Origin of the sequence: Phreatobacter sp. AB_2022a, from assembly GCF_026847585.1 — a bacterium.
In the GTDB taxonomy this organism is placed as follows: Bacteria; Pseudomonadota; Alphaproteobacteria; order Rhizobiales; family Phreatobacteraceae; genus Phreatobacter.
On sequence record NZ_JAPSET010000018.1, the window covers coordinates 1 to 24,600 of the forward strand.

26 protein-coding genes, 1 tRNA gene, 1 pseudogene and 1 riboswitch are annotated in these 24,600 nt (G+C 69.1%); of the genes and pseudogenes, 17 read left to right on the forward strand and 11 right to left on the reverse strand.

The window, feature by feature from the left end:
- From selA to OZ671_RS14635, 9 genes and pseudogenes are all read left to right on the forward strand, one after another.
- The coding region (gene selA, locus OZ671_RS14595) for an L-seryl-tRNA(Sec) selenium transferase (RefSeq protein ID WP_268861425.1) at positions 1 to 1,205 on the forward strand (1,205 nt) is incomplete at its 5' end.
- Complete coding sequence (locus OZ671_RS14600) at positions 1,192 to 2,004, forward strand: tetratricopeptide repeat protein (RefSeq protein WP_268861426.1); 813 nt, start codon at positions 1,192 to 1,194, stop codon at positions 2,002 to 2,004. The genes selA and OZ671_RS14600, both read left to right, overlap by 14 nt.
- Positions 2,001 to 3,833, forward strand: a pseudogene (gene selB / locus OZ671_RS14605) (selenocysteine-specific translation elongation factor); the annotation flags it as partial. The gene OZ671_RS14600 and the pseudogene selB, both read left to right, overlap by 4 nt.
- A gap of 126 nt (positions 3,834 to 3,959) precedes the next feature.
- Positions 3,960 to 4,055 (forward strand) — tRNA-Sec (locus OZ671_RS14610).
- Between the two features lie 103 nt (positions 4,056 to 4,158).
- A complete protein-coding gene (locus tag OZ671_RS14615; RefSeq protein WP_268861427.1) occupies positions 4,159 to 4,614 on the forward strand; it encodes a hypothetical protein in 456 nt (151 codons plus the stop codon).
- Positions 4,601 to 4,984 carry a hypothetical protein gene (locus OZ671_RS14620; RefSeq protein ID WP_268861428.1) on the forward strand — a complete coding sequence of 128 codons (384 nt, stop codon included), beginning with the start codon at positions 4,601 to 4,603 and terminating at the stop codon, positions 4,982 to 4,984. The genes OZ671_RS14615 and OZ671_RS14620 overlap by 14 nt, the downstream gene beginning before the upstream one ends.
- A gap of 5 nt (positions 4,985 to 4,989) precedes the next feature.
- A complete protein-coding gene (locus OZ671_RS14625; protein ID WP_268861429.1) occupies positions 4,990 to 5,745 on the forward strand; it encodes a lipoate--protein ligase family protein in 756 nt (251 codons plus the stop codon).
- Entirely contained in the window at positions 5,742 to 6,122 is a 381-nt protein-coding gene (locus OZ671_RS14630) for a DsrE/DsrF/DrsH-like family protein (RefSeq protein WP_268861430.1), read from the forward strand. The genes OZ671_RS14625 and OZ671_RS14630 overlap by 4 nt, the downstream gene beginning before the upstream one ends.
- A gap of 19 nt (positions 6,123 to 6,141) precedes the next feature.
- Positions 6,142 to 6,579, forward strand: a complete 438-nt coding sequence (locus OZ671_RS14635; protein ID WP_268861431.1) for a glycine cleavage system protein H — start codon at positions 6,142 to 6,144, stop codon at positions 6,577 to 6,579.
- 108 nt (positions 6,580 to 6,687) lie between these two features.
- Here OZ671_RS14635 and OZ671_RS14640 read toward each other — a convergent pair whose 3' ends face one another.
- Positions 6,688 to 6,924 (reverse strand): Lrp/AsnC ligand binding domain-containing protein, encoded by a 237-nt coding sequence (locus tag OZ671_RS14640; RefSeq protein WP_038306572.1) that lies wholly within the window; start codon positions 6,922 to 6,924, stop codon positions 6,688 to 6,690.
- A gap of 109 nt (positions 6,925 to 7,033) precedes the next feature.
- A riboswitch (TPP riboswitch) is annotated at positions 7,034 to 7,136 on the forward strand.
- Positions 7,137 to 7,159: 23 nt separating this feature from the next.
- On the opposite strand from OZ671_RS14640, the gene OZ671_RS14645 reads away from it, so the two are divergent.
- From OZ671_RS14645 to OZ671_RS14670, 6 genes are all read left to right on the forward strand, one after another.
- Positions 7,160 to 7,912 (forward strand): hydroxyethylthiazole kinase, encoded by a 753-nt coding sequence (locus OZ671_RS14645; protein WP_268861432.1) that lies wholly within the window; start codon positions 7,160 to 7,162, stop codon positions 7,910 to 7,912.
- 37 nt (positions 7,913 to 7,949) lie between these two features.
- Positions 7,950 to 8,747 (forward strand): bifunctional hydroxymethylpyrimidine kinase/phosphomethylpyrimidine kinase, encoded by a 798-nt coding sequence (thiD, locus tag OZ671_RS14650; protein ID WP_268861433.1) that lies wholly within the window; start codon positions 7,950 to 7,952, stop codon positions 8,745 to 8,747.
- A gap of 4 nt (positions 8,748 to 8,751) precedes the next feature.
- A complete protein-coding gene (locus OZ671_RS14655) occupies positions 8,752 to 9,819 on the forward strand; it encodes a TRAP transporter substrate-binding protein (RefSeq protein WP_268861434.1) in 1,068 nt (355 codons plus the stop codon).
- A 308-nt stretch (positions 9,820 to 10,127) separates the two neighbouring features.
- Complete coding sequence (locus tag OZ671_RS14660) at positions 10,128 to 10,928, forward strand: IclR family transcriptional regulator (RefSeq protein ID WP_268861435.1); 801 nt, start codon at positions 10,128 to 10,130, stop codon at positions 10,926 to 10,928.
- Entirely contained in the window at positions 10,928 to 11,317 is a 390-nt protein-coding gene (locus OZ671_RS14665; protein ID WP_268861436.1) for a hypothetical protein, read from the forward strand. The genes OZ671_RS14660 and OZ671_RS14665 overlap by 1 nt, the downstream gene beginning before the upstream one ends.
- A gap of 3 nt (positions 11,318 to 11,320) precedes the next feature.
- Positions 11,321 to 12,220, forward strand: coding sequence for a LysR family transcriptional regulator (locus OZ671_RS14670; RefSeq protein WP_038306564.1), 900 nt, complete (start codon positions 11,321 to 11,323; stop codon positions 12,218 to 12,220).
- A gap of 50 nt (positions 12,221 to 12,270) precedes the next feature.
- Here OZ671_RS14670 and OZ671_RS14675 read toward each other — a convergent pair whose 3' ends face one another.
- From OZ671_RS14675 to OZ671_RS14700, 6 genes are all read right to left on the reverse strand, one after another.
- Complete coding sequence (locus tag OZ671_RS14675; RefSeq protein WP_268861437.1) at positions 12,271 to 12,987, reverse strand: ABC transporter ATP-binding protein; 717 nt, start codon at positions 12,985 to 12,987, stop codon at positions 12,271 to 12,273.
- A complete protein-coding gene (locus tag OZ671_RS14680; protein ID WP_038306560.1) occupies positions 12,984 to 13,757 on the reverse strand; it encodes an ABC transporter ATP-binding protein in 774 nt (257 codons plus the stop codon). The genes OZ671_RS14675 and OZ671_RS14680 overlap by 4 nt, the downstream gene beginning before the upstream one ends.
- Positions 13,754 to 14,896: a branched-chain amino acid ABC transporter permease gene (locus OZ671_RS14685; protein ID WP_268861438.1), complete on the reverse strand. Its 1,143-nt coding sequence runs from the start codon at positions 14,894 to 14,896 to the stop codon at positions 13,754 to 13,756. Before OZ671_RS14685 ends, OZ671_RS14680 begins: the two co-directional genes overlap by 4 nt.
- Before the next feature lie 3 nt (positions 14,897 to 14,899).
- Positions 14,900 to 15,814, reverse strand: coding sequence for a branched-chain amino acid ABC transporter permease (locus tag OZ671_RS14690; protein WP_268861439.1), 915 nt, complete (start codon positions 15,812 to 15,814; stop codon positions 14,900 to 14,902).
- Between the two features lie 17 nt (positions 15,815 to 15,831).
- Positions 15,832 to 17,004, reverse strand: a complete 1,173-nt coding sequence (locus tag OZ671_RS14695; protein WP_268861440.1) for a branched-chain amino acid ABC transporter substrate-binding protein — start codon at positions 17,002 to 17,004, stop codon at positions 15,832 to 15,834.
- A gap of 283 nt (positions 17,005 to 17,287) precedes the next feature.
- Entirely contained in the window at positions 17,288 to 17,905 is a 618-nt protein-coding gene (locus OZ671_RS14700) for an amino acid synthesis family protein (RefSeq protein ID WP_268861441.1), read from the reverse strand.
- 230 nt (positions 17,906 to 18,135) lie between these two features.
- On the opposite strand from OZ671_RS14700, the gene OZ671_RS14705 reads away from it, so the two are divergent.
- Positions 18,136 to 19,653 carry a CoA-acylating methylmalonate-semialdehyde dehydrogenase gene (locus OZ671_RS14705; protein WP_328286363.1) on the forward strand — a complete coding sequence of 506 codons (1,518 nt, stop codon included), beginning with the start codon at positions 18,136 to 18,138 and terminating at the stop codon, positions 19,651 to 19,653.
- Positions 19,654 to 19,743: 90 nt separating this feature from the next.
- Here OZ671_RS14705 and OZ671_RS14710 read toward each other — a convergent pair whose 3' ends face one another.
- Positions 19,744 to 21,000 (reverse strand): aminopeptidase, encoded by a 1,257-nt coding sequence (locus OZ671_RS14710; protein WP_268861442.1) that lies wholly within the window; start codon positions 20,998 to 21,000, stop codon positions 19,744 to 19,746.
- A 145-nt stretch (positions 21,001 to 21,145) separates the two neighbouring features.
- Complete coding sequence (locus OZ671_RS14715; protein ID WP_268861443.1) at positions 21,146 to 21,982, reverse strand: EamA family transporter; 837 nt, start codon at positions 21,980 to 21,982, stop codon at positions 21,146 to 21,148.
- Positions 21,983 to 22,158: 176 nt separating this feature from the next.
- Between OZ671_RS14715 and OZ671_RS14720 the strand changes: the two genes are divergently transcribed.
- The gene (locus tag OZ671_RS14720) at positions 22,159 to 22,863 is read left to right on the forward strand and encodes a glutathione S-transferase N-terminal domain-containing protein (protein ID WP_268861444.1); all 705 of its coding nucleotides are present in this window, start codon (positions 22,159 to 22,161) and stop codon (positions 22,861 to 22,863) included.
- A gap of 18 nt (positions 22,864 to 22,881) precedes the next feature.
- Here the strand turns inward: OZ671_RS14720 and OZ671_RS14725 are convergent, their stop codons facing one another.
- Both OZ671_RS14725 and OZ671_RS14730 read right to left on the reverse strand, forming a co-directional pair.
- Positions 22,882 to 24,147, reverse strand: a complete 1,266-nt coding sequence (locus OZ671_RS14725) for an RNA polymerase sigma factor (RefSeq protein WP_268861445.1) — start codon at positions 24,145 to 24,147, stop codon at positions 22,882 to 22,884.
- Positions 24,144 to 24,500 (reverse strand): YciI family protein, encoded by a 357-nt coding sequence (locus OZ671_RS14730; protein ID WP_038306539.1) that lies wholly within the window; start codon positions 24,498 to 24,500, stop codon positions 24,144 to 24,146. Before OZ671_RS14730 ends, OZ671_RS14725 begins: the two co-directional genes overlap by 4 nt.
- Positions 24,501 to 24,600 lie beyond the last annotated feature (100 nt).

A 24,600-nucleotide genomic window follows, 5' to 3' on the forward strand; every position in this document is an offset into this window, starting at 1 on the left:
TTCCGAGCCTCAGGCCGGTGTTCAACCTGACCGGCACCATCCTGCACACCAATCTCGGCCGGGCGCTGATCGCCGAAAGCGCGATCGAGGCGGCGGTCGCCGCCATGCGCTCGGCGGTGGCGCTGGAATTCGACCTCGGCACCGGCAAGCGGGGCGAGCGCGACGACCATGTCGAGGCGCTGCTGTGCGAACTGACCGGCGCGGAGGCGGCGACCGTCGTCAACAACAATGCCGCCGCCGTGCTGATCGCGCTCAACAGCCTCGGCAAGGGGCGCGAGGCCATCGTCTCGCGCGGCGAGCTCATCGAGATCGGCGGCGCCTTCCGCATGCCCGACATCATGGCGCGTGCCGGCACGCGCCTCGTCGAGGTCGGCACCACCAATCGCACCCATCTCAAGGACTATGCCGGCGCGATCGGGCCGAAGACCGGCCTCATCCTCAAGGTCCATACCTCCAACTACCGCATCACCGGCTTTACCAAGGAGGTGCCGGCCGGCGAGCTCGCGAGCCTGGCCGCCGGGGCGGATGTCCCGCTGGTGAACGACCTCGGCTCGGGCACGCTCGTCGACATGAGCGCCTATTGCCAGGGCCTGAGGCACGAGCCGACCGTCGCGCAGGCCGTGGCGGAAGGGGCTGATATCGTCACCTTCTCGGGCGACAAGCTGCTGGGCGGGCCACAGGCCGGCTTCATCGTCGGGCGCAAGGCGCTCATTGCGCGCATCAACCGCAATCCGATGAAGCGGGCGCTGCGGGTCGACAAGATCCGCCTCGCGGCGATCGAAGCGACGCTGAAGCTCTATCGCGACCCGGATCGCCTGGTGGCGAGCCTGCCGACCTTGCGGTTTCTCGCACGGCCCGCGCGCGAGATCGAAAGCCTCGGCGAGCGGCTGCGCGGCCCCGTCGAAGGGCTGCTCGGTCAGGCCTTCAGCGTGACCGTTGTGGGGGCTGATTGCCAGGTCGGTTCCGGGGCGCTGCCGACCGACACTCTGCCGGGCTTCTGCCTGGCGATCGCCGCAGCGGGCGGCAAGACGGCGAAGCGGGTCGAGGCGCTGCAGGCGGCGCTGCGCCGCTTGCCCGTGCCGGTGATCGGCCGGGTGGAGCGCCAGCGCCTGCTGCTCGATCTGCGCTGCCTGGAGGACGAGGCCGGCTTCCTCGCCAACCTCTCGGGACTTGCACGCGGAGATACCGACAATGGCCTGGCGTGACTGGCTTTCGACACGCGCCTGGGCGCGGCGCGAGGCCGCCGAGCCGGCCGACTCGATCTCGGCCATGCTCGACGAGGCGCGCGCCGCCGCCGATGCGGGCCGTTTCGAGCAGGCCCTCGCCATCTGGTCGCCGCTGGCCCATGCCGGCGTCGCCCGCGCCCAGAACAATATCGGCGCGTGCTTCTCGCGCGGCTGGGGCGTGGAGAAGGACATGGCGCTCGCCGTGCGCTGGCTGACCCTTGCGGCGCAGGGCGGCGACCATGCGGCCGAGTTCAATCTCGCCCAGCTCTATTTCAACGGCGACGAGATCGAGCGGGACTACGGGCGGGCGGCGACGTTCTACCGGCGCGCGGCCGAAGCCGGCAATGCCATGGCGCAGGACATGCTGAGCATGATGCTGCTCGACGAGGCGGTGATCCCGCCCGACTACGGCGAGGCGCGGCGCTGGGCCGAGGCGGCGGCCGGGCAGGGCATGGTGGATGCGATGGCCAGGATGGGCCTTATCTACCATGAGGGGCTCGGCGTGGAGCGGGATCCGCGGCTCGCCGCCGAGTGGTGGGCCAAGGCCGCCGAACGGGGGCAGGCCTGGGCGCAGACGATGCTGGGCGCTGCATTCCATCTCGGCGCCGGCGTGCCGAAAGACGCGGTCGCGAGCTATGCGCTGCTGCTGCGGGCGCGGGCAGGGGGCAGCGAACTGGCGCAGGCCTATATGCGTGCGGTGCTGCGCGAACTGAGCCCGGCCGAGCAGGCCGAGGCCGAGGAGCGGGCGGCGCGTCCCCTGCCGGAGCCGGGCTCATGATCGTCGGTACCGCCGGTCATATCGATCATGGCAAGACGGCCCTGATCCGGGCGCTGACCGGCGTCGAGACCGATCGGCTGAAGGAGGAGAAGGTCCGCGGCATCTCGATCGAGCTGGGCTTTGCCTATCTGAGCGATCGCGAGGGGACGAGGCTCGGCTTCGTCGACGTGCCCGGCCACGAGAAATTCGTGCACACCATGCTGGCCGGCGCCACCGGCATCGACTTCGCGCTGCTGGTGATCGCCGCCGACGACGGGATCATGCCGCAGACCCGCGAACATCTCGCCATTCTCGACCTGCTCGGCCTGTCCGCCGGGCTGGTGGCCGTGACCAAATGCGACAAGGTCGGGCCGGAACGGCTCGCCGAGGTCACCGCGGAGGCCACCGAGCTGGTGGCATCGACGCGCCTTGCCGGCGCCGCGATCGTGCCGGTCTCGGCGCTGACGGGCGAGGGCATCGACGAGCTCCGCACTCGGCTCTTCACTGCGGCTAGCGCGCTCGGCGCAAGGCGCGCCACGGGCGCCTTCCGGCTCGCCGTCGACCGCTCGTTCACGCTGGCCGGGGCCGGCACGGTTGTGACCGGCACGGTCCTGTCCGGTACGGTTGGGATCGGCGACCGCGTGATCGTCAGCCCGTCCGGTCTCGGCGCGCGGGTGCGGGCCATTCACGCGCAGAACGTTGCGGTGGAGCGCGGCCGGGCCGGGGAGCGCTGCGCGCTGAATCTCGCCGGCGAGGGCGTGAGCAAGGATGCGATCGCGCGCGGCGACGTCGTGCTCGACCCGGCCCTGCACGCGCCCGCCGCCCGCATCGACGCCGCACTCGACGTGCTGGCCTCTGAGCCGCGCGCACTCGTGCAATGGATGCCGGTCCGGCTGCATCACGCGGCCGCCGATATCGGCGCCCGGCTTGTCCTGATCGACGAGACGCCGGCGGTTGCCGGCGCGCATGTCCGCGTGCAGCTGGTGCTCGAACGGCCGATTGCCGCCGCCGTCGGCGACCGTTTCGTGCTGCGCGATACGACGGCGCAGCGCACCATGGCGGGCGGCACCATGCTCGACTTGCGGGCTCCCGCGCGCAAGCGCCGCACGCCCGAACGCATGGCGCAGCTCGATGCCCTCGGGCATGTCGATCCGGCGGCCGCCCTCGAGGCCCTTCTGGCGGCGCCGCCGCACCATGTCGACCTTGCCGCCTTCGCGCGCGACCACGCCCTGGGCGATGCCGAGCGGGAGGCCATCGCGGCGAGGCTCGGTCTCGTCAGGAGCCAGGCCGGGGCCGGCGAGATCGTGCTCTCGCCGGCATCTGCCGAGCGCTTCCGGGCGGGCATCGTCGCCGCTCTCCACGCCTATCATCAGGACAATCCGGACCTGCCCGGCATCGGGCTCGAGCGCCTGCGCATGCAGAGCGAACCCAGGCTTCCCGCACCGGCCTTCAAGGCCTTTCTCCGGCCGCTCGCCGCCGACGGCACGCTGGCGCTCGACGGCGCCTGGGTGCGGCTTGCCAGCCATGAGGTCAAGCTCTCGGCCGCCGACGAGGCGGCCTGGGAGCGGATCGCCGGCCTGATCGGCGGCGCGGAGCGCTTCAAGCCGCCGCGCGTGCGCGACATAGCAGGCCTCACCGGCCTCGACGAGGCGCATGTGCGCCGGCTCGCCAAGCTCGCCGGCCGCCTCGGCCGGGTCGACGAGATCGCCCACGACCATTTCTTCCTGCGTTCGGCGGTCGGCGAGATCGTCGCCATCATCGTCGATATCGCGGCCGCCGCTCCCAAGGGTGAATTCATCGCCGCGCAGCTGCGCGACCGACTGGACAATGGCCGCAAGGTCGCCATCCAGATCCTGGAGTTCTTCGATCGCCACGGCGTGACCTTCCGCCGCGGCGATCTCCGCCGCATCAATCCGCACCGGCTTGATTTGTTCGGGCAACCGGCGGAAGACTCGCCGACGCGCCAACAGCATTCTGGAAGAGAATCGTCCCCGGTGGGGCGTCCGGACTTCAAATCCGGGAGGGGCCGCGAGCCGGTCTCTGGTGGGTTCGACTCCCTCTCTCCTCCGCCATTTCCATGCTTCTTTCGTTCGCCCGACGCCGAGGACGGCCGTCCGGGCGAACGCAGGAGGCAAAAGGATACGGAAAGCCAGTAGCTTGCCCAGGGACGAGACGATGCCGGCCGCAGCTTTCCTCGACGATCTCGCGCGTGCCGCGAGCACGGCCGCCGAGGCGGAAACGGAGTTTCGCCGGTCCGTCGGCGCCCGCATCGCCGCGCTCGAGCAGGAGCGGGCCGTCGCCTTCCGGCGCCTCAACCTGATGCGCGGCCTCAGCGAGGCCGTGGGCCAGGCGGATGACGAGGCGGCCGCCCTCGGCGCGGGCCGGGCCATGCTGGCCGGCAGGCTCGGTTGGCAGGCCATGAGCGAGGCACGCGAAGAGGTGCTCGGCCGGTTCACGGCCGTGGTGCGCGCGGTCCTGGCCCTCGACCGCGGCGAGCCGGACCGCGAGGAGCCGGCCGATCCCGCCGGCGCGCTCGCCGAATTCGAGGCCTGGTATGCGGCGAGCCGCGGCACGCCGTTCTGGCGCCTGTTCGATACGGCCATGCCGGAGACGCCACTTGTCGACTTCTGAGCCGGTCCGCACCGATTTCGATCGCTGGCTGCGCGGCGAATTTGCCGGTCGCGGCGAGTTCACCGCCCTCGTCGTGCTCGTCGCCATTACCGAGACCAAGGTCTCGCCGCTCTGCTCGACCTATTTCAACGTCATCGGCGCGGAGGTCGACTGGCCCGAAATCACCATGCTGCTCGCCGGTTCCGGCCAGGCCTGGCAGGGCGCGGCCTTCTTTCCGGAGGTGGCGGCCGATGGCGGGGCGCTCGACAATCCGACGGCGCGGCTCCGGCTGCGGCTTCTCGAAGAACGGCTCGGCCAGGACCGGCTGGTGCTGAACGAGGGGCATTTCTTCGATCAATGGGGCCGGCGGCTCCAGGTCGAGGAAGTGTGACGCCGATGGCCGGCGCGCTCCGCCTGGTCGATACGGGGCTCGCTCCGGCGCGCTGGAACGTCGCGGTGACCGCCGCGCTGACCGAGGCGCGGCGCCGGCCTGCCGCCCGTGATATCCTGCGCTTCCACCGCTATCGGCCGGCCGTCCTCGTCGGCCGTGGCCAGAGGCTCGCCGATGCGATCGATGCCGCGGCCTGCCGGCGCGCCGGCGTCGAGATCGCGCGACGGGTCAGCGGCGGCGGTGCGATCGTGGTCACGCCTTCCGTGCTGACCTTCGACCTCGTCGTCGCCGGCGGCGTGCGCGACCTTGCCGCACGCGTCGCCTCGGCCCTGGCCGGGGCCCTCAGCGGATTGGGCGCCGAACCCGTCACGCCGACGGCCAATGCCGTGCTGATCGGCGGAGCCAAGGTCTGCGGGCTCGCCGGCGGCTTCGACGGCCAGGTCTCGGCGCTGCAGGCTTCGCTTCTCATCGCCGATATCGGCCCTGCCATCGCCATGCTGCTGGCGCCGCAGGTCGCGGCCGCGAAGGGCCCGGCCGTGACGGATCTGACCGCCGCGCTCCGGCGGAGCCCCGGCCTCGACATGGTGCAGGCCGCGATCGGCAGGGCGGTCGCGGCGGAGCTGACGCTCGCGCCGCAGCCGGATCGTCTGAGCGCCGCGGAACTGGATCTCGCCGGCCGCCTGCTGACCGAGGAGATCGGCACGGACGCCTTCGTCGACGGCGACAGGCCGGCGCCGCACCGCGCGGGAGCCGTCAGATGACCGCGCGCCGTCTGCTGATCCTGCTCGTCAACACCGATCCCGGACGGGTCGAGGAGCTCGGCGCGCCGTTCTATTACGCGGCGATCGCGGCGGCGATGGATTTCGAGGTCGATGTCGTCTGCACCGCGGCAGCCGGGCGCCTCATGGTGAAGGGCGTCGCCGAGCGGCTCGTCCTGAAGCCCGGCGATCCCAAGACCGCGCTCGACTGGATTCGCGAGGCGCACGACCAGGGCGCGCGGTTCTGGGCCTGCCCGGCCAATCTCGACCTCATCGGCCACACATCCGACGACCTCATCGCCGAATGTTCGGGCCTGATGGGTGCGGCCGCGGTGATCAATGACGTGATGGAGGGGGAATGCCGGGTGCTCACCTTCTGACGGTCGGATGCCTGCGGCCATGAGCGCGGCCGGCGAGCGCTATCCCGAGCGGCTGTTCTACGACCTGGACAACCAGATCTGGTACGAGCCGCTGGCCGACGGCACGATCCGCGCCGGCTTCACGCCGGTCGCCATGGAGCTTGCCGGCGACGTGCTGGTGTTCACACCGAAACGGATCGGACGCGATTTCGAGGCCGGGCGGTGGTTCGCCACCATCGAATGCGGCAAATGGGTCGGCTCGGCGCGGGCTGCCTTCGACGGCGTGGTGGTGGCGCACAACGAGGAGCTGGTGCGCCGCCCCGGGCTCCTCAATACCGATGCCCTCGGCGCCGGCTGGATGCTGATCGTCTCGGCCGCGGCGGCGGGCTGGCAGGCGGGGCTCGTCACCGGCCCCGCGGTCGCGCCGGCCTTCGCGGCCTGGCGGGCGTCCGATGCCTATCGCGACCGTTCGGAATAAGGCAGAGGACGCTGTCGCCGCAGGCCGCCAAGGGCCCGCACATTGCGAACGAGAGCCGCGGGGGCCGGACGGAACCATCGGTCATCCGCGATATCAGATGGTGCGCTGTCAGAACGCCTTGAACGTGATGATCGTGTGGGTGTCCTGGATGCCCGGGATGACCTGCACCTTCTCGTTGACGAAATGGCCGATGTCGACGTCGCGCTCGACATAGAATTTCACCAGCAGATCGAAATTGCCGGCGGTCGAATAGATCTCCGAGGCGATCTCGCGGTCGGCGAGCTGGGCGGCGACCTCGTAGGATTTGCCGAGCTGGCATTTGATCTGGACGAAGAAGGGGATCATGGCGGGCCTCTGTGCTGCGCAGCAGATTCCACGAGGAGGGGGGGCTTCGCAAGGGCAGGCTGCGTCATCGGCCCTTGCACGCCGGCCCGGCTTGACCTACGTCAGGATCATAGTCTCGTCGGGGTGCCTTCGGGCTGAGAGGCGGCAGAAACCGCCAACCCGCGGAACCTGAACCGGGTCATGCCGGCGGAGGAAGCGAGATGTGCGGATATTGCGCCTCGGACGGGAGGCGATGATGGCGGCCACCGAACTCGGCTGGAATGCGGCCGCCCTGGTCGACAGGATCAGGGCGAACCGGCCGCGCGTCCACTGCCTCACCAACGGCGTGGCGCAGGGCTTCACGGCCAATGCGCTGCTGGCGATCGGCGCCGTGCCGTCGATGACCACCTCGCCCGAGGAGGTCGGCGCCTTCGTCTCCGGTGCCGACGCCCTGCTGGTCAATCTCGGCACGCTCGACGAGCCGCGCCGCCAGGTGATCCGGCTCGCCGTCGCGGCGGCCGGCGCCAAGGCGTTGCCCTGGGTGCTCGATCCTGTCTTCATCGACCGTTCGCCCGGCCGGGCGGCCTTTGCCCGCGAGCTCGCCGCCGGCGCTCCGGCGGTGATCCGCGGCAATGCCGCCGAGATCGCGGTGCTGGCCCAGAGCCAGCCGGTCTCCGCCTATGCCGCCGGCCTTGCGACGGTGGTGATCGCCACCGGCGAGACCGACGAGGTGGTCGACGGCCGGCGCCGGGTCGGCACGCCGAACGGCCATCCGCTGATGGCACGCGTCACCGCCATGGGCTGCGCGGGAGCGGCGATCGTCGCGGCCTTCCTGGCCGTCACCGAAGACCGCCTGGAAGCCTCGGCCGCGGCGATGATCGCGCTCGGCGTCGCCGGCGAGATCGCCGCCGAACACGCGGCCGGCCCGGGCAGCTTCGCGAGCGCCTATCTCGATGCGCTCTACGGGCTCGATGCCGGCAAGCTCGCGACGCGCGCGCGCACCGTCTGACGCAGCGCCCTGCCGGATCAATGAAGGAGAAGAGGCCATGACGGCCATTGCCTTGACCATTGCGGGATCGGATTCGGGCGGTGGCGCCGGGATCCAGGCGGACCTGAAGACCTTTTCCGCGCTCGGCGTCTACGGCGCCAGCGTGATCACCGCGCTCACCGCGCAGAACACGCTGGGCGTCCAGGGCATTTTCGACGTGCCGGCGGATTTCATCGCCGCCCAGATGGATTCGGTCTTTTCCGACCTCAAGGTCGGCGCGGTGAAGATCGGCATGCTGTCGCAGCCCGCCGTCATCGAGACGGTAGCGGCCGGCCTGAAGCGCCACGGCGCGAGCCGCGTCGTGCTCGACCCCGTCATGGTCTCGGCATCGGGCCATCGCCTGCTCAATCCCGATGCGGTCGACGCGCTGCGGCGGGTGCTGATCCCGCTCGCGACCGTCATCACGCCCAATCTGCCCGAGGCCGCCGTCCTGCTCGACCGGCCGGTGGCGCGGAACGAGGAGGAGATGCTCGACCAGGGGCGGATGCTGGTCGCCGGCGGCGCGCGGGCGGTGGTGATGAAGGGCGGCCATGCCGAAGGGCCGGTCAGCGCCGACCTGCTGATCGTCGGCGACAAGGTCGTCCGGCTCGAATCGGCGCGGATCGCGACACGCAACAGCCACGGCACGGGATGCACCCTGTCCTCGGCCATCGCCGCCGGGCTCGCCAAGGGCCTCGAGCTCGGCCATGCCGTGGCCGAGGCCAAGGACTATGTCACCAAGGCCATCGCCGCATCCGACCGGCTGGAGATCGGCGCGGGGCATGGGCCGACCCACCACTTCCACGCCTGGTGGTGAGGCCATGAGGATCGATCGTCGCGCAACGCTCGCCGCCGCCGCGGGCCTCGTCGCCGCACCGCAGGTCGCCCGCGGCCAGGAAATCCGGCGCTGGCGCATGGCCACCTCCTGGCCGAAGAACCTGCCCGGCCCCGGCTTTTCGGCGCAGCGCATCGCCGATCGCATCGGAGCGCTGTCGGGCGGCCGCATCGCTGTGCAGGTCTTCGCCGCGAACGAGCTGGTGCCGGCCTTCTCGGTCGAGGAAGCCGTCGGCAACGCCACCATCGAGCTCGGTCACAGCGCGGCCTTCTTCGGCATGGGCCGCGAGCCGGCCTCGGCCTTCTTCACCTCGGTGCCCTTCGGCCTGACGCCGGTGGAACATCAGGCCTGGATCCTCGAGGGCGGCGGGCAGGCGCTCTGGGACGAAAGCGCCGCCCGGTTCGGCTACAAGCCGCTCATGGGTGGCAATACCGGCGTCTCCATGGGCGGCTGGTTCCGCCGCGAGCTGCACGCTGCGGACGACCTGAAAGGCCTCAAGATCCGGATGGCCGGGCTCGGCGCGGAGCTGTTCCAGCGGCTCGGCGCGACCGCGCTGGTGGTTCCGCCGGGCGACATCTATCCGGCGCTCGAACGCGGCGCCATCGACGCCGCCGAATTCACCTCGCCCGGCGCCGATATCCAGCTGACATTGTGGCGTGCCGCACCCTTCTATTACGCGCCGGGCTTCAACAAGCCGAACGGTTCGAGCGAGCTGATCGTCAACCGCAAGCTCTGGGACGGTCTCGACAGCGAGCTCAAGGGCGTGATCGAGGCGGCCGCGCTCGTCGAGCAGACCGTGGCGCTCGCCGAGATCGAGCGGCTGAACATGGATGCGCTGGCGCAGATGGTCGCCGGCCATGGCGTCAAGCTGCGCGCCTTTCCGCAGGACCTGCTGCAGCTCGCGCGGCGGCATGCCGGCGAGCTGCAGCAGGATCTCGCCGGACGCAGCCCGATGGCCGCCAAGGTGGCGCAGAGCTATGCCGCCTTCCAGGCGCGCATCGCGCCATGGACGCGCGTCTCGGTGCATGCGGCGCTCGGCGCCCGCGAGGTCTAGCCGGCCCGCCGGCCGCCTTCATCCCTCAATCCCGGAAGCGGTTCGGCCGCATCGCGCGAGCGGTGCGGCGACGCCATGTCTTCGGCAGCAACGGAAAGCCAGCACGGCCGGCCCGATTGGCGTGGCCACCCTACGGCGATCGGTCCAGCCGGCCTCCACCGTCAGCGGTTGTGGCCCTTGATCTCGCGCTATTGTCCGGTCATGTTCGATACCTCGAATGACATTCTATATGTCGAAATTAGAGAAGGGCCGCGGATGGCGATCCCTTGCGTCGCATGACGCGAGGTGCCGCGCGGGACGGAGGATGGATGACGGGGCAGAAGCAGCGGGAGCGCGATCTTGCGCCCGCCCTGACGCGCGGCTTGAAGATCCTCGACCTGATCGCCCGCCAGGGCCAGGCCGTGGCAATGAGCGAGATCGCAGAGCAACTGGACCTGGCGAAGAGCTCGGTTCATGGCCTGCTGGCGACGCTCGTTGCCGCCGGCTATGTGGAGAGGCTCCCCAGCGGCGGCTACCGGCTGGGGCTGCGGATCGTCCAGCTCGCCAATGCCAGGCTCGACAGCGCAGCGCTGCCGGCCGAATTCTACGCGCTCTGGGAGCAGCACACCACCTTCCGCGAGGAGGCGTCGATCCTGGCGGTGCTCGACGGTGCCGACGTGGTTTATGTCGCGTGCCGGAACAGCCGTCATGCGCTGGGCGTGACGTTCCGGCTCGGCATGCGGCTGCCGGCCTGCTGCACGGCGACCGGCAAGGCCCTGCTGAGCACGATGTCGGACGACGAGGTGCGCGCCTTCTACGCTCGCCACGACATGTCCGTCCTGACGCGGCGAAGCGTGCCGGGCATCGACGAACTGCTGGTTCAGCTCGCGGAGATCAGGACGCGGGGATCCTCGATCGACGACGGCGAAACGCGCGATCACATGTGGTCGGCGGGCGCGCCCGTCCGCACCTCCGACGGCCGCCGGGCGGAAGCGGCGGTGGCGATCAGTTTCCTGCGATCGGACATGACCGCCAACAAGGCCGAGATGGCCGGCGATTTCATCCGCCGCTTCGCCGCGAAACTATCCGAAAGCCAGGTGGCGCCGGCGGCCGGGTCCAGGGGGGCGTGATGTCGGTCGCCTGGCTCATTCCCCTGGAGCCTGCGGCGTCAGCGCCACGCGCCCGGGCCGGGTTGCGCGAACTGGCGGTCGATACGCGCGACGTGGAGGCGTCCGCCGAGCTTCTGGCGGGCCTCGAGATCCTCGTGACCAGCGAGGTGCCTGTCGACGCGCGCCTGCTCGGGCGCTGCCGATGGATCAGGGCGGTCGTCGGCGTCGGTCCGCGCGCGGCCGGCCTGGTCGACCAGGCGTTTGCCGAGAGCCGGGGGCTGCTGTCGGCGATCGTCGACACGGGCTCAGGGGAAGCGGCTGCGCTGGAGGTACTGGTCGCGACGCTCGCCCGGTTGGAGCGGCAGTTGCGCGTCTACGACGACATTGCGGAGACGTGGGAGGGAACATGAGCCATGGCATCGAAGCACCTGCCGCTGAACCAGCTCGGCTGGGATCATCTTCGGGTCGTGCTTGAGGTCGCACGCGCCGGCACGCTGCTGACCGCCGCGCGTCGGCTCGGCGTCGACCAGTCGACCGTCAGCCGCCGCCTGTCGCAGATGGAATTCAGCACCGGCGGATCGCTGTTCCGGCGCAACCGCCAGGGGCTGTCGCTGACCCGGCTCGGGACCGAGATCTTCGCGCGCGTCGAACGCATGGAAGCGGCGCTGATGGAGATCCAGGGCCTCGCCACCCAGGGGCAGGCGGCGAGCGGCTGCGTGACCATCGCCTCGATGGAAGGCGTTGGCGCGATGCTGATCGCCCGGTCGGTCAAGGCGATCGCCGGCGTCCACCCGCAGATCGAGGTGCACCTGGTGACGACCTCGAACTATGTCGATCTCACCAAGCGCGAGGCCGACATCTTCGTGAGCTTCTTCAAGCCGCCGGCCGCCTCCCTCGCGACGCGCAAGGTGGCGGACGTTCATTTCTATCTCTATGCCAGCGACGACTATCTGCAGGGCCGCGAGGTGATGGACCCCGACGACCTGAAGGACGACCTCTTCATCGGCTATATCGACGATCCGATCTACCTGCCGTCCGCGCGGTGGTTGGAGGACATCGTCCCCGAGGCCCGCATCGGCTTCAGGGCTACCAGCATGTTCTCGCAGATGTTCGCCGCCGAGGAAGGGCTCGGGATCGTGATGCTGCCGCCTTATGCCCGCGCGGAGACCTGGGGCCTGAAGCGGATCATTCCGCACCGGTTCGCGGTGGTGCCGATGTTCATCAGCGTGCAGCAGGACCTGCAGTTCCTGCCCCATATCCGGGCCGTACACGATTCTCTGCTCGCCTATCTCGGCGAGACGGTGAGCTGCTGAGAGCGCGTCGCGACGGCGGGGCCGGCATCGGGCAGTCCGATGCCGGGTGGTCAGGCGATGCCGAAATAGGCCTTCTTCATCTCCGCGTCGTTGAGCAATGCGTCCGAGGTGCCGTGCGCGACGACCGAGCCCTGGCTGATCACATAGCCATAGTCCGCGATGGCCAGCGTTTGCCGGACGTTCTGCTCGACGAGCAGGATGGAGACGCCGGTCTTGTTGATCTCGCGGACGATGGCGAAGGAATCGCGCACCAGCGCCGGCGACAGGCCGAGCGAGGGCTCGTCGATCAGGAGGATGCGCGGCTCGCTCATCAGGGCGCGACCGATGGACACCATGGCCTGCTCGCCGCCCGACATCGTGCCGGCGAACTGCTGCCGGCGCTCCGCCAGGCGTGGGAAGGTCTGGTAGACCCGGTCCAGGCGCTGGCCGATCAGGCGCTTGTCGGCGACGAGATAGGCGCCGACGCGCAGGTTCTCCTCGACCGTCATCTTGGGAAACAGCTTGCGCCCTTCGGGCACGCAGCCGACGCCCCGGCCGATGCGGGCATGGGGCGAGAGCCCGCTCAAGGGTTCGCCGTCGAGCACGATGCGGCCAGCAGAGGCGGGCAGCAGGCCGATGATCGCGCGGATCAGCGAGGTCTTGCCGGCGCCGTTTGCGCCGAGGATGCAGGTGATGGCGCCGGGCCTTGCCGCGATCGAGACGGCATTGAGAACCTGGGCGCTGCCATAGGCGGCGGAGATGTTTTCGGTGATCAGGCTTCCCGTCATGACGTTCCCAGATAGGCCTCCTGGACCCAAGGATCGGCCACGACCTCGTCGAACGTGCCGTCGGCGACCTTCCGGCCGTAGTTCAGGACGATGCAGCGCTCGGCGACGCGCTGCATGAGGTCCATTTCGTGCTCGATGATGATGATGCTCATCCGCGGATTGCCGCGCCTGACCTTGAGGATGTCCGCCATGAATTCGTGGGTTTCATCCGGGGTCATGCCGGCGGAGGGTTCGTCCAGAAGCAGAAGGCGCGGCTCGCCGATGAGCGCGCGGCAGACCTCGATCCTGCGGCGGTCGATCATGTTCAGCCGGTGCAGCGGCTCGAAGATCCGGTCCGCCAGCGGCGCGCTGAAGGTCGCCAGAAGGTCGCGCACACGCTCGTGATTGCTCCGGACGGCCTCAGCGAACGCACCGCGCCGCAGGAGATTGCCAATGAGGCCGAGGTCCAGCGCATTCTGCCGGCCGATCGCCACATTGTCGAAGACCGACAGCGACAGGCAGAGGCGCGAGCGCTGGAACGTGCGGGTGACGCCGCGCCGGTAGACGTGGCGGGGCTGGAGCCCGGTCATGTCCTGGCCGTCGAGGAGAATGCGGCCGCCGGCCGTCCGGCAAAGCCCGGTGAGAGCATTGAAGAAGGTCGTCTTGCCCGAGCCGTTCGGGCCGATCAGGCCGATGATGACCCCCTCGCCGAAATCGAGGGACAGTTTGTCGAGGGCCTGCAGCCCGCCGAAACGGACCGAGACCTCCTGGGCTGAGAACAGCTGCGTCATTGCGCGACCTCCCTTCGGAATTGCCGGAGAGCGCGCGGGAACAGGCCGCTTGGGCGGAAGCGGAGCACGAGCACGACGAGCACGGCGAAGGCGAGGATGCGGAACTCGCCGATCTCCTGCAGCTTCTCCGGAATCACGACGACGAGGATCGCCGCGGGAATGATCGCCCAGAGATTGCCGAGCCCGCCGAGCACGATGATCGACAGCATGATGAGGGAATCCGAAAAGGTGAAATTGCTCGGCGCAATGAAGTTCTGCATCATCGCGAAGAGGGCGCCGGCAACCCCGATCACGAAGTTGCCGACGACGAAGGCCATGATCCGCCAATAGGCGACATTGATGCCGAAGGCGGCGGCGCCGATCGGATCCTCGCGGACCGCGTCGAAATTGATGCCGATCCAGCTCTTTTCGAGATTGCGCGCCAGAAGGAAGAAGACGGCGAAGACCGCGAGGGCGAACAGCACGTAGTTGAGGTAGAACGAAGCCTGCAGGGCGCCGACCTCGATGCTGCTGGCAAGCGATTGCCCGGCAATGCTCGCGCCTTCGACTTTCAGGCCCTGGGGGCCGCCGAGCGTCGGATTGACCTCCAGAAAGCTGCGGAAGAGCAGGCCGAAGGCGATAGTGATCAGCGCGGCATAGTGGCCCCTGGTCCGCAGCACGGGAAGGATCAGGACGGCGCCGATGACTGCAGCCGCGGCACCGCCGGCCAGCAGGATCAGCAGCGAGGGCACGCCCCAGCCGCCGAGGACGGCGGCGGTGTATCCGCCGATCCCGAAGAATGCCGCGCCCGCGAAGTTGATGACGCCGGCATAGCCGAACTGGATGGTCAGGCCGATGCAGGCAAGGCTGTAGATCAGCACGGTCGCCAGCATCATGAGCGGAAAATGCTCGGCATGGAGCGCCAGGCCAACGGCGAGGCCGCCGAGCGGAATCAGCAGGACGACCCAGGCGCCGGATTCGTTCAAGGTCGCGGCGAAGCCGCGGCCGATGCCGAGGCGGGACAGCGCCGCGGCGAGCGCCGCGGCCGCCACCGCGGCTCCGGCCACGAGCCACTGGCTCTCGGCCATGAGGATGGTGCCGGCCAGAACGATCGCGAGGGTGGCGATCGACAGGAATTGGATCATGTTTCTCGTGGTCATCGTCTACACCCGCTCGCTGTAGCGTTCGGCGATGAGACCGGTCGGCCAGATTGTCATGGTGAGGATGACAGCGGCGAAGGCGAAGACGTCGCGATAGCCGCTGGCATCCGGAAAGAACACGACCCACAGCGTCTGCAGCGCCGCGAAGGTGAAGCCGCCGATGATCGCGCCCCAGATGCTGCCGAGCCCGCCGACGACGGCGGCGGAGAAGCCGATGACGCCGAGAAGCAGGCCGACGCTGAAATTGACCTCGCTGTAGTAGATGCCGTGCATGACGCCGGCGGTACCGGCCAGCATTGAGCCGAGCGCGAAGGTCGCGAGCACGATCCGCTGGAACGGAATGCCCATCGCCTGGGCGGTGTCCCCGTCCTGGGCGACCGCGCGAATGGCGAGGCCGAGCCTGGTGTGGCGGATCACCCAGTGGGTGAGGAGAACGACCGTGAAGCCGAGAACGAGCAGGATCAGGCTGTCGAGGCGGAAGAACACCGAACCGATCTCGATCGGAGTCTTGGGCAGAAGCGTCGGAAACGCCTTCGGATTGGCGCCGTTCGGATAGAACAGGCGGATCGCCTCGCGGATCGCGGTGCCGATCATCAGCGTCATCAGCAGGATGTTGAAGCTGGACGCGTTGCGCATCGGGATGACGAAGACCTTGCCGATGAGCATGCCGGCCGCACCGGTGACGATGCAGGCGGCGAGCAGCACGACGACCAGACCGACGACGGGAAGGTCGAGGCCGACGGACTGGAGCGCCAGAAAGGCGACCAGGCCGGAAAAGGCCCCGAGCGTCAGGACATCGCCGTGCGAGAACTTGATGATGTCGAGGACGCCGAAGAACAGGGTGAAGCCGACGGCGACGAGCGCGTACATGATGCCGAGAACGGCGCCGTTGAGGACATATTCGAACAGAATTGCCATTGCCTGGACCTTCTCTTCTAGAGGCCCTTCAGGCGGCGCTGGCCGCTGGCATACTGGCTGTCCTCCCAGCGCACCCAGTGGCCGTCCTGCGCGACATATTTGGTGGAGACGACGCTGTGGTGGCGGTGATCGTCGAAGGTGATCGGCCCGGTGATGGTTTCGTAGTTGCGGGTCGCATTCAGGATCTCGCGAACCTTGGTCCGGTCCGGTCCGACCCGCTCGATGGCCGCCATGATGAGATCGGCGGCGACGAAGGCATAGGGACCATAGGGCTCGGCGGGATCGGTGAAGCCGGCCTTGCGGTACTCCTCCACGAAGAGCCGCCCGCCGGGCAGGCTTTCGGCTGGCGCCCCGTTATGGAACGCGATGGTTCCTTCCGCGGTCGGGGCGAGCGCTTCCAGGTAGGAGGCGGACATGATGCCGGAGACGCCGGCGAACTGGATGTTGACGCCGAGCCGCTCCATCTGCGAGCGGATGCGGACGCCGAGCGGCGTCAAGCCCGCGAAGACGACCACGGCCGGCTGGATCTCCTTGATCTTGAGCAGCTCGGCCGAGAAGTCCTGCTGGTCGGCGCCGACGCCGAAGGTGCCGGCGAGCTGCGCGTCGCTCTCCGCCATCCGCTCCTTGAAAAAACGCAGAAGGCCGTTGCCGTAGTCGGTCGTGTCGTGGACGATGACCCACTTCCTGTAGCCGAGCCCGGTCAGGAAACGCGTCGCGACGCGGGTCTCGTCGAGCATCGAGCCGTTGACGCGGTGGATCTCCCGGTAGTCGTTGCCATAGGTGATCGCGGGCAGGATGGCGCCCCAGACGACCACGGGCAGCTTGAAGCGATGGTAGACGTCGACCGCCGCGATCGCCACGGCGGAGCAGTAATGCGTCACGCCGGCGACGATGTGCCGGTCGGTCGCGGCGCGTGTCGCCACCTGGATGCCGACATTGGGCTTGCACTCGTCGTCGAGGGTGACGAGCTGATAGGCGTATTTCGATGCGGGATTGGCGTTGCGCAGCCGCACCGCCAGTTCCGCCGAGTTGCGGCCGCCAACGCCGGCGGCGGAATTGCCGCCCGACAGCGGGCCGATGAAGGCGATCCTGACCGTCTGTTTCGGCTGCTGCGCGCGAAGGGCGCCGGTTCCGGCTAATAGGGTTCCGGTCGCTGCCGCCATGGCCTTGAGCACTGTCCGGCGTAACATGGTGTCCTCCCTTGTCTTGCGACGATGGTGCGTTTCTCTCCCGATCCCGGCGGGCTTGCCCGACGGGTTGCTTCTGCGCTGACTTTTCGAAGTCATTTCGCTGATGCGGCGTCTGTCCAGGTGATCCCGGTGCGGCATGCATGTCTTGCCGGCTGCCCGCCGTGCAGCGGACAGCGATGCCTTCCGTCCGCGGGCTTCCGCCGTGCTGGTTTCCGGTGCGGGCGAAGGCCAGCTGCGCATGCCGGGAACGGGGTGTTCCACCGGCGGACGGCAAGGCCACCGGCTATTTTGCCGCCGCCTTGATCTCGGCCACCAGTTCGGCCACGCGCTGGGGGCTCGCGCCCTGGACGCGGGCGTTGACGCGGGTGGTGCCGAAGCCGACGAAGAGGGCGATTTCTTTCGGGCCGGGCGCACCCGGGATGGTCACCGTCGTGGCGTCCATGGCGTCGTAGTCCCAGGCCTCGTCCGCGCCGCCGAAGATCACGTCGATCGCGGTTCCGGCCGCGGCGACCTTGGCATTGCCGGGGATCAGGGCCGGGCCGGCGCCAAGGCCGCGCCGCATGGCAAGTCCGATGCGCGGATGGATCAGGGCCGCGCCGTGCTCGTTCTCGCCATCGGTGCCGACGATGACGGCCTTGCCGTAGGCGCGCGGGCGCTCCACGCCGGCAAAGCGCTCGAGCGCGCGCCGGGTGAGCAAGGTGCCGATTTCGACGGAGATCTCGGCGAGTCGGGCGAGGTCCTCCTCCGATGCCTTGCCCTTCCCGGCGAACGGATTGGCGAAAACCGCGCCCGCGACGACATGCCGGGTCAGCCGGTCGGCCAGGCTGTTCGCTTCGGACAGAATGTCGCGCTCGAAGAGATGGAGTTGGCGAATGCTCGCCGTCGTTGCGCCGTCAGCCATGCTTTTTTCCTCCTGCAGCCTTGGTTCAACCCGCCCCGAAGAGGCGGTGTGGCGATGGAGGCTATGGAGGGGATGGGACGCTGTCAGGCTGGAAGAACGCATGGACGCTTGCAGAATTGCCGTCTGGATTTGCGCCGACCGACAGCCTTCTTCTCCTGCAGCGAAATGCTCATGTGCGGCCGCTCGTCTTTGTGCCTTGCAGCATTTCAGGTCGGCAAGGAGGAATGAGCATGAATATGGCGGTGACGTCGGAGATCACCCTGATCGGCCACTGGATCAACGGTCAGGCCGTCGCCGGGACGACCGGCCGGACGTCCGATGTCTACAATCCCGCGACCGGCGCCGTCGGGGCACGGGTCGCTCTCGCGAGCCCCGCGGCGGTCGATGCCGCGGTTGCCGCCGCCAAGGCCGCGTTCCCCGCCTGGTCGGAAACGCCGCCGCTGCGCCGTGCGCGCATCCTGTTCAAGTTCAAGGAACTGCTCGACCAGCATCACGATCGCCTGGCGGAGATCATCACCCGCGAGCACGGCAAGGTGTTCTCGGATGCGAAAGGCGAGGTGACGCGCGGGATCGAGGTCGTCGAGTTCGCGACCGGCATCCCCAACCTGCTCAAGACGGAGTTCACCGACAATATCGGCGGCGGCATCGACAACTGGAACCTGCGCCAGCCGCTGGGCGTGGTTGCCGGCATCACGCCGTTCAATTTTCCGGTCATGGTGCCGATGTGGATGTTCCCGGTCGCGCTCGCGGCCGGGAATACTTTCGTGCTCAAGCCCTCCGAGCGGGACCCCTCGGCGAGCCTGCTGCTCGCGCAACTGCTGAAGGAAGCCGGCCTGCCCGACGGCGTGTTCAACGTCGTCCAGGGCGACAAGGTCGCGGTCGACGCGCTGATTGCCCATCCCGATGTCGAGGCACTGTCCTTCGTCGGTTCGACGCCCATCGCCGAATATATCTATGCCGAGGGCACGCGCCGGGGAAAGCGCGTGCAGGCCCTGGGCGGCGCGAAGAACCACCTCGTGGTGATGCCGGATGCCGATCTCGACCAGGTGGTCGACGCCCTCGTCGGCGCCGCCTATGGCTCCGCCGGCGAGCGCTGCATGGCGATCTCGGTCGCGGTGGCGGTGGGCGATGTCGCCGACGAGCTCGTGCCGCGCCTTGCGGAACGCGCGCGCACGCTGAATATCGGCAGCGGGCTGGACGCGCAGGTCGAGATGGGCCCGCTCGTCACCCAGGCCCACAAGGCCAAGGTCGAAGGCTATATTGCCGCCGGCATCGACGAGGGCGCGGCGCTGATCATCGACGGCCGCGGCTGCAAGGTCGAAGGCCATGAGGACGGGTTCTTCGTCGGCGGGACCCTGTTCGACCACGTCAGCCCCGACATGACGATCTACAGGGAAGAGATCTTCGGGCCGGTCCTGTGCGTCGTGCGCGTCAAGGAATTCGCCGAAGCGGTGGCTCTGATCAACGCCCACGAATTCGGCAACGGCGTATCGTGCTACACCAGCGACGGCGCCGTCGCGCGCGCCTTCTCGCGGCAGATCAAGGTGGGCATGGTCGGCATCAACGTGCCGATCCCGGTGCCGATGGCCTGGCATTCCTTCGGCGGCTGGAAGCGGTCGCTGTTCGGTGACCACCATGCCTATGGCGAGGAGGGCATCCGCTTCTACACGCGCTACAAGAGCATCATGCAGCGCTGGTCGGATTCGATTGCCAAGGGCGCCGAGTTCACGATGCCCGTCGCGAAGTGAGAGGCCCGCCGCGGGCGGCGAAGAGCCCGCTTCCGGATCGCCCGCGCCGCCATGGCGCGGGCGTCGAAGGCTTGCGGAAAGGGCGGGGCCTCAGGCCCATTCGCCCTTGCGGAACACCGGCACGCGGCCGCCGTCGGCGGTGAGGCCGTCGATGTCGATCTCGCCCGAGCCGATCATCCAGTCGATGTGGATGAGGCTCTTGTTGCCGCCCTGGGCGGCGATCTGGTCGGGCGTCAGACTGGCGCCGTCGACGAAACATTTCGAATAGCACTGGCCGAGCGCGATGTGGCAGGCGGCGTTCTCGTCGAACAGCGTGTTGAAGAACAGGAGCCCGCTCTTCGAGATCGGCGAGGAATGGGGCACCAGCGCCACCTCGCCGAGGCGGCGTGCGCCCTCGTCGCTGTCGAGCACCTTGCCGAGCACCTCGCTGCCGCGGCTGGCGCTGGCCTCGACGATCCGGCCGGCCTCGAACCTGACCTCGATATTGTCGATCAGCGTGCCCTGATAGGACAGCGGCTTGGTGCTGCGGACGCGGCCCTCGACGCGCCGGGCGTGCGGGGTGGTGAACACCTCCTCGGTCGGGATGTTCGGGTTGCAGACGATGCCGTTCTTGGCCTTGGACGCGCCGCCCTGCCATTCATGGCCGTCGGCGAGCCCGACCGTGAGATCGGTGCCCGGGCCGGAGAAATGCAGGGCCTGGAAACGATGGCCGTTCAGCCAGGCGGTGCGCCTGCCGAGATTGGTGTTGTGCGCGGTCCAGGCGCCGACGGGATCGTCGGTATCGACGCGCGAGGCGGCGAAGATCGCCTCGGCCAGCTTGCCGACCGCCACGTCCTCCGGCTCGCCCGGGAAGACCTGGGCCGCCCAGGCCGCGCCGGGATAGGCGACGATGTTCCAGTTGATGTCGAAATTGACGATGCGCTCCAGCGCCGGCTGATAGGCGAGGGAATTGGCCTTGTTGGCGCGCGCGACCTTGGCCGGATCCTCGCCGGCGAGCAGCATGGGATTGTCGCCGACGACGGCGAGCCGGGCGGTGTTGGCGGCGAAGGCCTTGGCCGCACCCTCATGCAGCCAGCCGGCGGCACGGTCGAAGCTCGCATCGGCGCCGTAACGGTACCGCGCCAAGGTCACCTGCTCGTCGGAGAGGATCGGCGTGACCAGGCCGGCGCCGGCCCGGTAGGCATGTTCGGCGATGCGGCGCACCAGCGGCAGGGCCGCGACCGGCGCGGTCATGAACAGGTCCTGGCCGGGAGCGAGCTGCAAGCCGATCCTGACCGCGACCTCGGCGAGCCGGTCGAGTTTTTTCGGGTCGATCGAAGCCGGGGTGTCCTGTGCCTGACGCGTCATGCCGTACTGTCCTGTCGATGAAACACCAAAGGGGCCGCCGCCATGTCGATCGTCGATGCCGCGTGGCGATCGAGCCGAAGCAGGCGTCCGGAACCGGACTCTAGCGTGAATCGTCCGGCCCGGCCATGCGGGCACCGCCCGGGGCTCATCCGAGCCGCAGCAGGGGCACCGCCGCGGCGGCCAGCAGCACGGCAATGACACGGGTCGGCGTGAACGGCTCCTTCAGCCAGATGACCGCGATCAGGATCGCGAAGACAGCGCTGGTGTCGCGCAGGGCCGATGCCGCGGCGATCGGCGCGTTGCTCCACACCCAGAGGATGAGCAGGTAGGAGGCCATCGAGGCGAGGGCGGCGGGTGCGGCGACCAGCCACTGGCCGTCGAGCTGGCGCCAGGGAGCACCGACATGGCGCTGGTGCCAGCACATCGCCGCGGCATTGGCGACCGAGACGGCAAAGCCGTAGGCGACGGGCGAGCCGGCCGCGCGCACGCCCTGCGCGTCGCACAGCACATAGGCCGCGGTGCCAAGGCCCGCGGCGAGCGTCCAGCCGAGCGCCTTGGGGCTCAGGGCCTTGCCGCGCGTCGCGTCATAGGCGAGCGCGGCGAGCGAGAGGATGATGACGATCACGCCGGCGAGGGCGTAGGAGCCGATGCGGTCGCCGGCGATCGCCGCCGCCAGGGGCACGACCATGAGCACGGCCAGGGCCCGCACCATGGGATAGACGATGCCGAAGCCGCCGAACGCATAGGCGCGCAGCAGCGCGCGCACCGTCACGACATTGATCAGGGTCGAGCCGACGAGCCAGGGCCAGGACGCGCGGGCCGGCAGGCCGGTGACGGCAAGGCCCGGCACCACCAGAACGGCTCCGATCAGCATCTGCGCGGTCATGGCCCGGGACGGCTCGCGGCTCGCCTTGACAGCGGCGTTCCAGCCGGCATGGAGCAGCGCGCTGAGGAGGGCGGCACCGACGTGAATCAGGTCCATCGGCGCGCCGCTCGATCTTCGGGGCGGTCGATCGGTCCGGTCATCACGGTCTCCAATATAAGAGACACTATTCTCTTATATTGGATAGTGGGTCAAGGCACACATGTCACGCGCCTTTGATTGCATGCCATGCCGAGCGCGCTATCGTCACCGCGCCCTTGCCAAGGATCTTCCCGATGACCGATCTCTCCGTCTTCCCGATTACCCGCCGCTGGCCGGCGAGCCATCCCGACCGGCTGCAGCTCTATTCGCTGCCGACGCCGAACGGCGTCAAGGTGTCCATCATGCTGGAGGAGATCGGCCTGCCCTATGAGCCGCATCTCATCGATATCGGCAAGAACGAGACCTGGGGGCCGGAATTCCTGTCGCTCAATCCGAACGGCAAGATCCCTGCAATCATCGATCCCGACGGCCCTGGCGGCAAGCCGATCGGCCTGTTCGAGTCGGGCGCCATTCTGCTCTATCTCGCCGAGAAGACCGGCAAGCTGCTGCCGGCCGATCCGGCGCGGCGCTACGAAACCATCCAGTGGGTGTTCTTCCAGATGGCGGCGGTCGGCCCGATGTTCGGCCAGGTCGGCTATTTCTTCAAATTCGCCGGCCGCGAAATCGAGGACAAACGGCCGCTGGCGCGCTATCGCGACGAGTCGAAGCGCCTGCTGGGCGTGCTCGAGACCCGGCTCGAAGGCCGGCAGTGGATCATGGGCGACGACTATTCGATCGCCGACATTTCCCTGTTCGGCTGGGTGCGCAACCTGATCGGCTTCTACGGCGCGCGCGACATCGTCGAATACGACAAGCTCAAGCAGGTCCCGGGCTGGCTCGAGCGCGGGCTGGCGCGGCCGGCGGTGCAGCGCGGCCTGGAGATCCCGAAACGGCCATGAGGCCGAAGGGCGCGGATGTCAGGCCGTGCCCGCCACCTGCGCCTGCCGACGCTGCAGATAGCGCCTGACGGCCGGGTCGGCGGTCAGTCCGATGGCCAGCGTGAAGGCCTCCGCCGCCTCGGCCGAACGGCCGGCGCGGGCGCAAAGGTGGGCGCGGGCCGCCCAATAGGGCTGGTAGCCGGCAAGCCGGGGATCGGCGCCGGCAAGGTCGAGCGCGGCGAGCGCTGCGGCTGGGCCGTCGCGCTCGCCGAGAGCCACGGCGCGGTTGAGCGCGACCACGGGCGAGGGCGCGATCTCGCCGAGAATGTCATAAAGCGCGACGATGGCTGGCCAGGTCGCCGCGCCGGCCAGGCGTCGTGCCGCATGGGCCGACTGGATGGCCGCCTCGATCTGGCACCGGCCGCTCGGGCCGGAGGCGCTTGCCGCCGAGAGCAGCGCCTCGGCCTGGTCGATCATGGCGAGGTTCCAGAGCCGCGTGTCCTGCTCTTCCAGCGGCACATAGGCGCCGTCGGCATCGCGCCGCGCCGCGCGCCGGGCTTCGGTGTGCAGCATCAGGGCGAGCATGCCCTTGGCCTCGGGCTCGTCGGGCATCAGCGCAACGATGACCCGGCCGAGCCAGATCGCCTCGTCGGCGAGCTGCGAGGCCGCGGCGTCGCCGGTATCCGCCCAGCCCTTCGTATAGGCGGCATAGACGGCCGCGAGCACGGCATCGAGCCGCTCGGGCAGCTCCCGGCTCTCGGGCACGTCGAAGGCAATGCCGGCATCCTTGAGGCGTGCCTTGGCCCTGACCAGCCGCTGGCCCATCGTGGCCGGCGGCACCAGGAAGGCCGAGGCGATCTCCGCGGCGGTCAGGCCGAGAATGGTCTGCAGGATCAGCGGCGTGCGGATGCCCGGCTCGATCGCCGGATGGGCGCATGCGAACATCAGGGCAAGGCGCCGGTCGGGAATGTCGTCCGACAGCGCGCTGGCGGCATCGAGTTCCTCGGCGATCAGCCTGACATCCCGCGCATGGGCAAGGCCGGTCGCACGCCGCCGCAAGGCATCGGTGCTGCGCCGGCGCGCCACCGTCAGCAGCCACGCGTCGGGATTGTCCGGAACGCCGTTCTCCGGCCATTGCTGCAGCGCCGCCGCGAAGGCGTCGGCAAGCGCGTCCTCGGCGCCGGCGACATCGCGCGTCCGCGCTGCCAGAAAGGCGACGAGCCGGCCATAGCTCTCGCGCGCGGCCCGCTCGACCGCGCGCCGGGCCGCCGCATCAGGGTTCGATTCATCGCCGCTGCCGCTCATGTGCAATCATAGACCGCGATCTGGCGGATCTCGATGCTGCCCCAGGTGGCCGCGGGGCAGCGCGCCGCCCATTGGCGCGCCGCGTCCATGTCGCGCGCCTCGATGATGAAATAGCCGCCGAACTGCTCTCGGGTCTCGGCGTAGGGGCCATCATGGACCTTCAGCTCGCCGTCCTCCAGGCGGATGGTGCAGCCTTTCGTCGTCGGCGTCAGCGCCTGGGTCGCGACGAAGGCGCCGGCCTTCCTCAAGGCTTCGGCATAGGCGGTCATCTGGCCCATATAGCCGCGCATCCGCTCCGGCGGAATCGCCGCGCCCGCGGCCTCGTCGGCATAGAGCATCAGGAGATATTGCATGTCGCTCGTCCTCTGATCGACCCGCCACGGCGGCGGGCAACACACTGTCGGGCGGCCGGGGCCGATTTCGACAGGGCGGCGCAGAAAATCGGGCCGGCGC

Coding starts and splice junctions, on each gene's coding strand:
- OZ671_RS14660 (WP_268861435.1), top strand. CDS start 10,128: ATGACGGGGCAGAAGCAGCGGGAGCGCGATCTTGCGCCCGCCCTGACG.
- OZ671_RS14665 (WP_268861436.1), top strand. CDS start 10,928: ATGTCGGTCGCCTGGCTCATTCCCCTGGAGCCTGCGGCGTCAGCGCCA.
- OZ671_RS14600 (WP_268861426.1), top strand. CDS start 1,192: ATGGCCTGGCGTGACTGGCTTTCGACACGCGCCTGGGCGCGGCGCGAG.
- OZ671_RS14655 (WP_268861434.1), top strand. CDS start 8,752: ATGAGGATCGATCGTCGCGCAACGCTCGCCGCCGCCGCGGGCCTCGTC.
- OZ671_RS14715 (WP_268861443.1), bottom strand. CDS start 21,982: ATGGACCTGATTCACGTCGGTGCCGCCCTCCTCAGCGCGCTGCTCCAT.
- thiD (WP_268861433.1), top strand. CDS start 7,950: ATGACGGCCATTGCCTTGACCATTGCGGGATCGGATTCGGGCGGTGGC.
- OZ671_RS14700 (WP_268861441.1), bottom strand. CDS start 17,905: ATGGCTGACGGCGCAACGACGGCGAGCATTCGCCAACTCCATCTCTTC.
- OZ671_RS14675 (WP_268861437.1), bottom strand. CDS start 12,987: ATGACGGGAAGCCTGATCACCGAAAACATCTCCGCCGCCTATGGCAGC.
- OZ671_RS14705 (WP_328286363.1), top strand. CDS start 18,136: ATGAATATGGCGGTGACGTCGGAGATCACCCTGATCGGCCACTGGATC.
- OZ671_RS14725 (WP_268861445.1), bottom strand. CDS start 24,147: ATGAGCGGCAGCGGCGATGAATCGAACCCTGATGCGGCGGCCCGGCGC.
- OZ671_RS14625 (WP_268861429.1), top strand. CDS start 4,990: ATGGCCGGCGCGCTCCGCCTGGTCGATACGGGGCTCGCTCCGGCGCGC.
- OZ671_RS14630 (WP_268861430.1), top strand. CDS start 5,742: ATGACCGCGCGCCGTCTGCTGATCCTGCTCGTCAACACCGATCCCGGA.
- OZ671_RS14710 (WP_268861442.1), bottom strand. CDS start 21,000: ATGACGCGTCAGGCACAGGACACCCCGGCTTCGATCGACCCGAAAAAA.
- OZ671_RS14685 (WP_268861438.1), bottom strand. CDS start 14,896: ATGACCACGAGAAACATGATCCAATTCCTGTCGATCGCCACCCTCGCG.
- OZ671_RS14645 (WP_268861432.1), top strand. CDS start 7,160: ATGGCGGCCACCGAACTCGGCTGGAATGCGGCCGCCCTGGTCGACAGG.
- OZ671_RS14695 (WP_268861440.1), bottom strand. CDS start 17,004: ATGTTACGCCGGACAGTGCTCAAGGCCATGGCGGCAGCGACCGGAACC.
- OZ671_RS14730 (WP_038306539.1), bottom strand. CDS start 24,500: ATGCAATATCTCCTGATGCTCTATGCCGACGAGGCCGCGGGCGCGGCG.
- OZ671_RS14720 (WP_268861444.1), top strand. CDS start 22,159: ATGACCGATCTCTCCGTCTTCCCGATTACCCGCCGCTGGCCGGCGAGC.
- OZ671_RS14635 (WP_268861431.1), top strand. CDS start 6,142: ATGAGCGCGGCCGGCGAGCGCTATCCCGAGCGGCTGTTCTACGACCTG.
- OZ671_RS14690 (WP_268861439.1), bottom strand. CDS start 15,814: ATGGCAATTCTGTTCGAATATGTCCTCAACGGCGCCGTTCTCGGCATC.
- OZ671_RS14680 (WP_038306560.1), bottom strand. CDS start 13,757: ATGACGCAGCTGTTCTCAGCCCAGGAGGTCTCGGTCCGTTTCGGCGGG.
- OZ671_RS14670 (WP_038306564.1), top strand. CDS start 11,321: ATGGCATCGAAGCACCTGCCGCTGAACCAGCTCGGCTGGGATCATCTT.
- OZ671_RS14640 (WP_038306572.1), bottom strand. CDS start 6,924: ATGATCCCCTTCTTCGTCCAGATCAAATGCCAGCTCGGCAAATCCTAC.
- OZ671_RS14615 (WP_268861427.1), top strand. CDS start 4,159: ATGCCGGCCGCAGCTTTCCTCGACGATCTCGCGCGTGCCGCGAGCACG.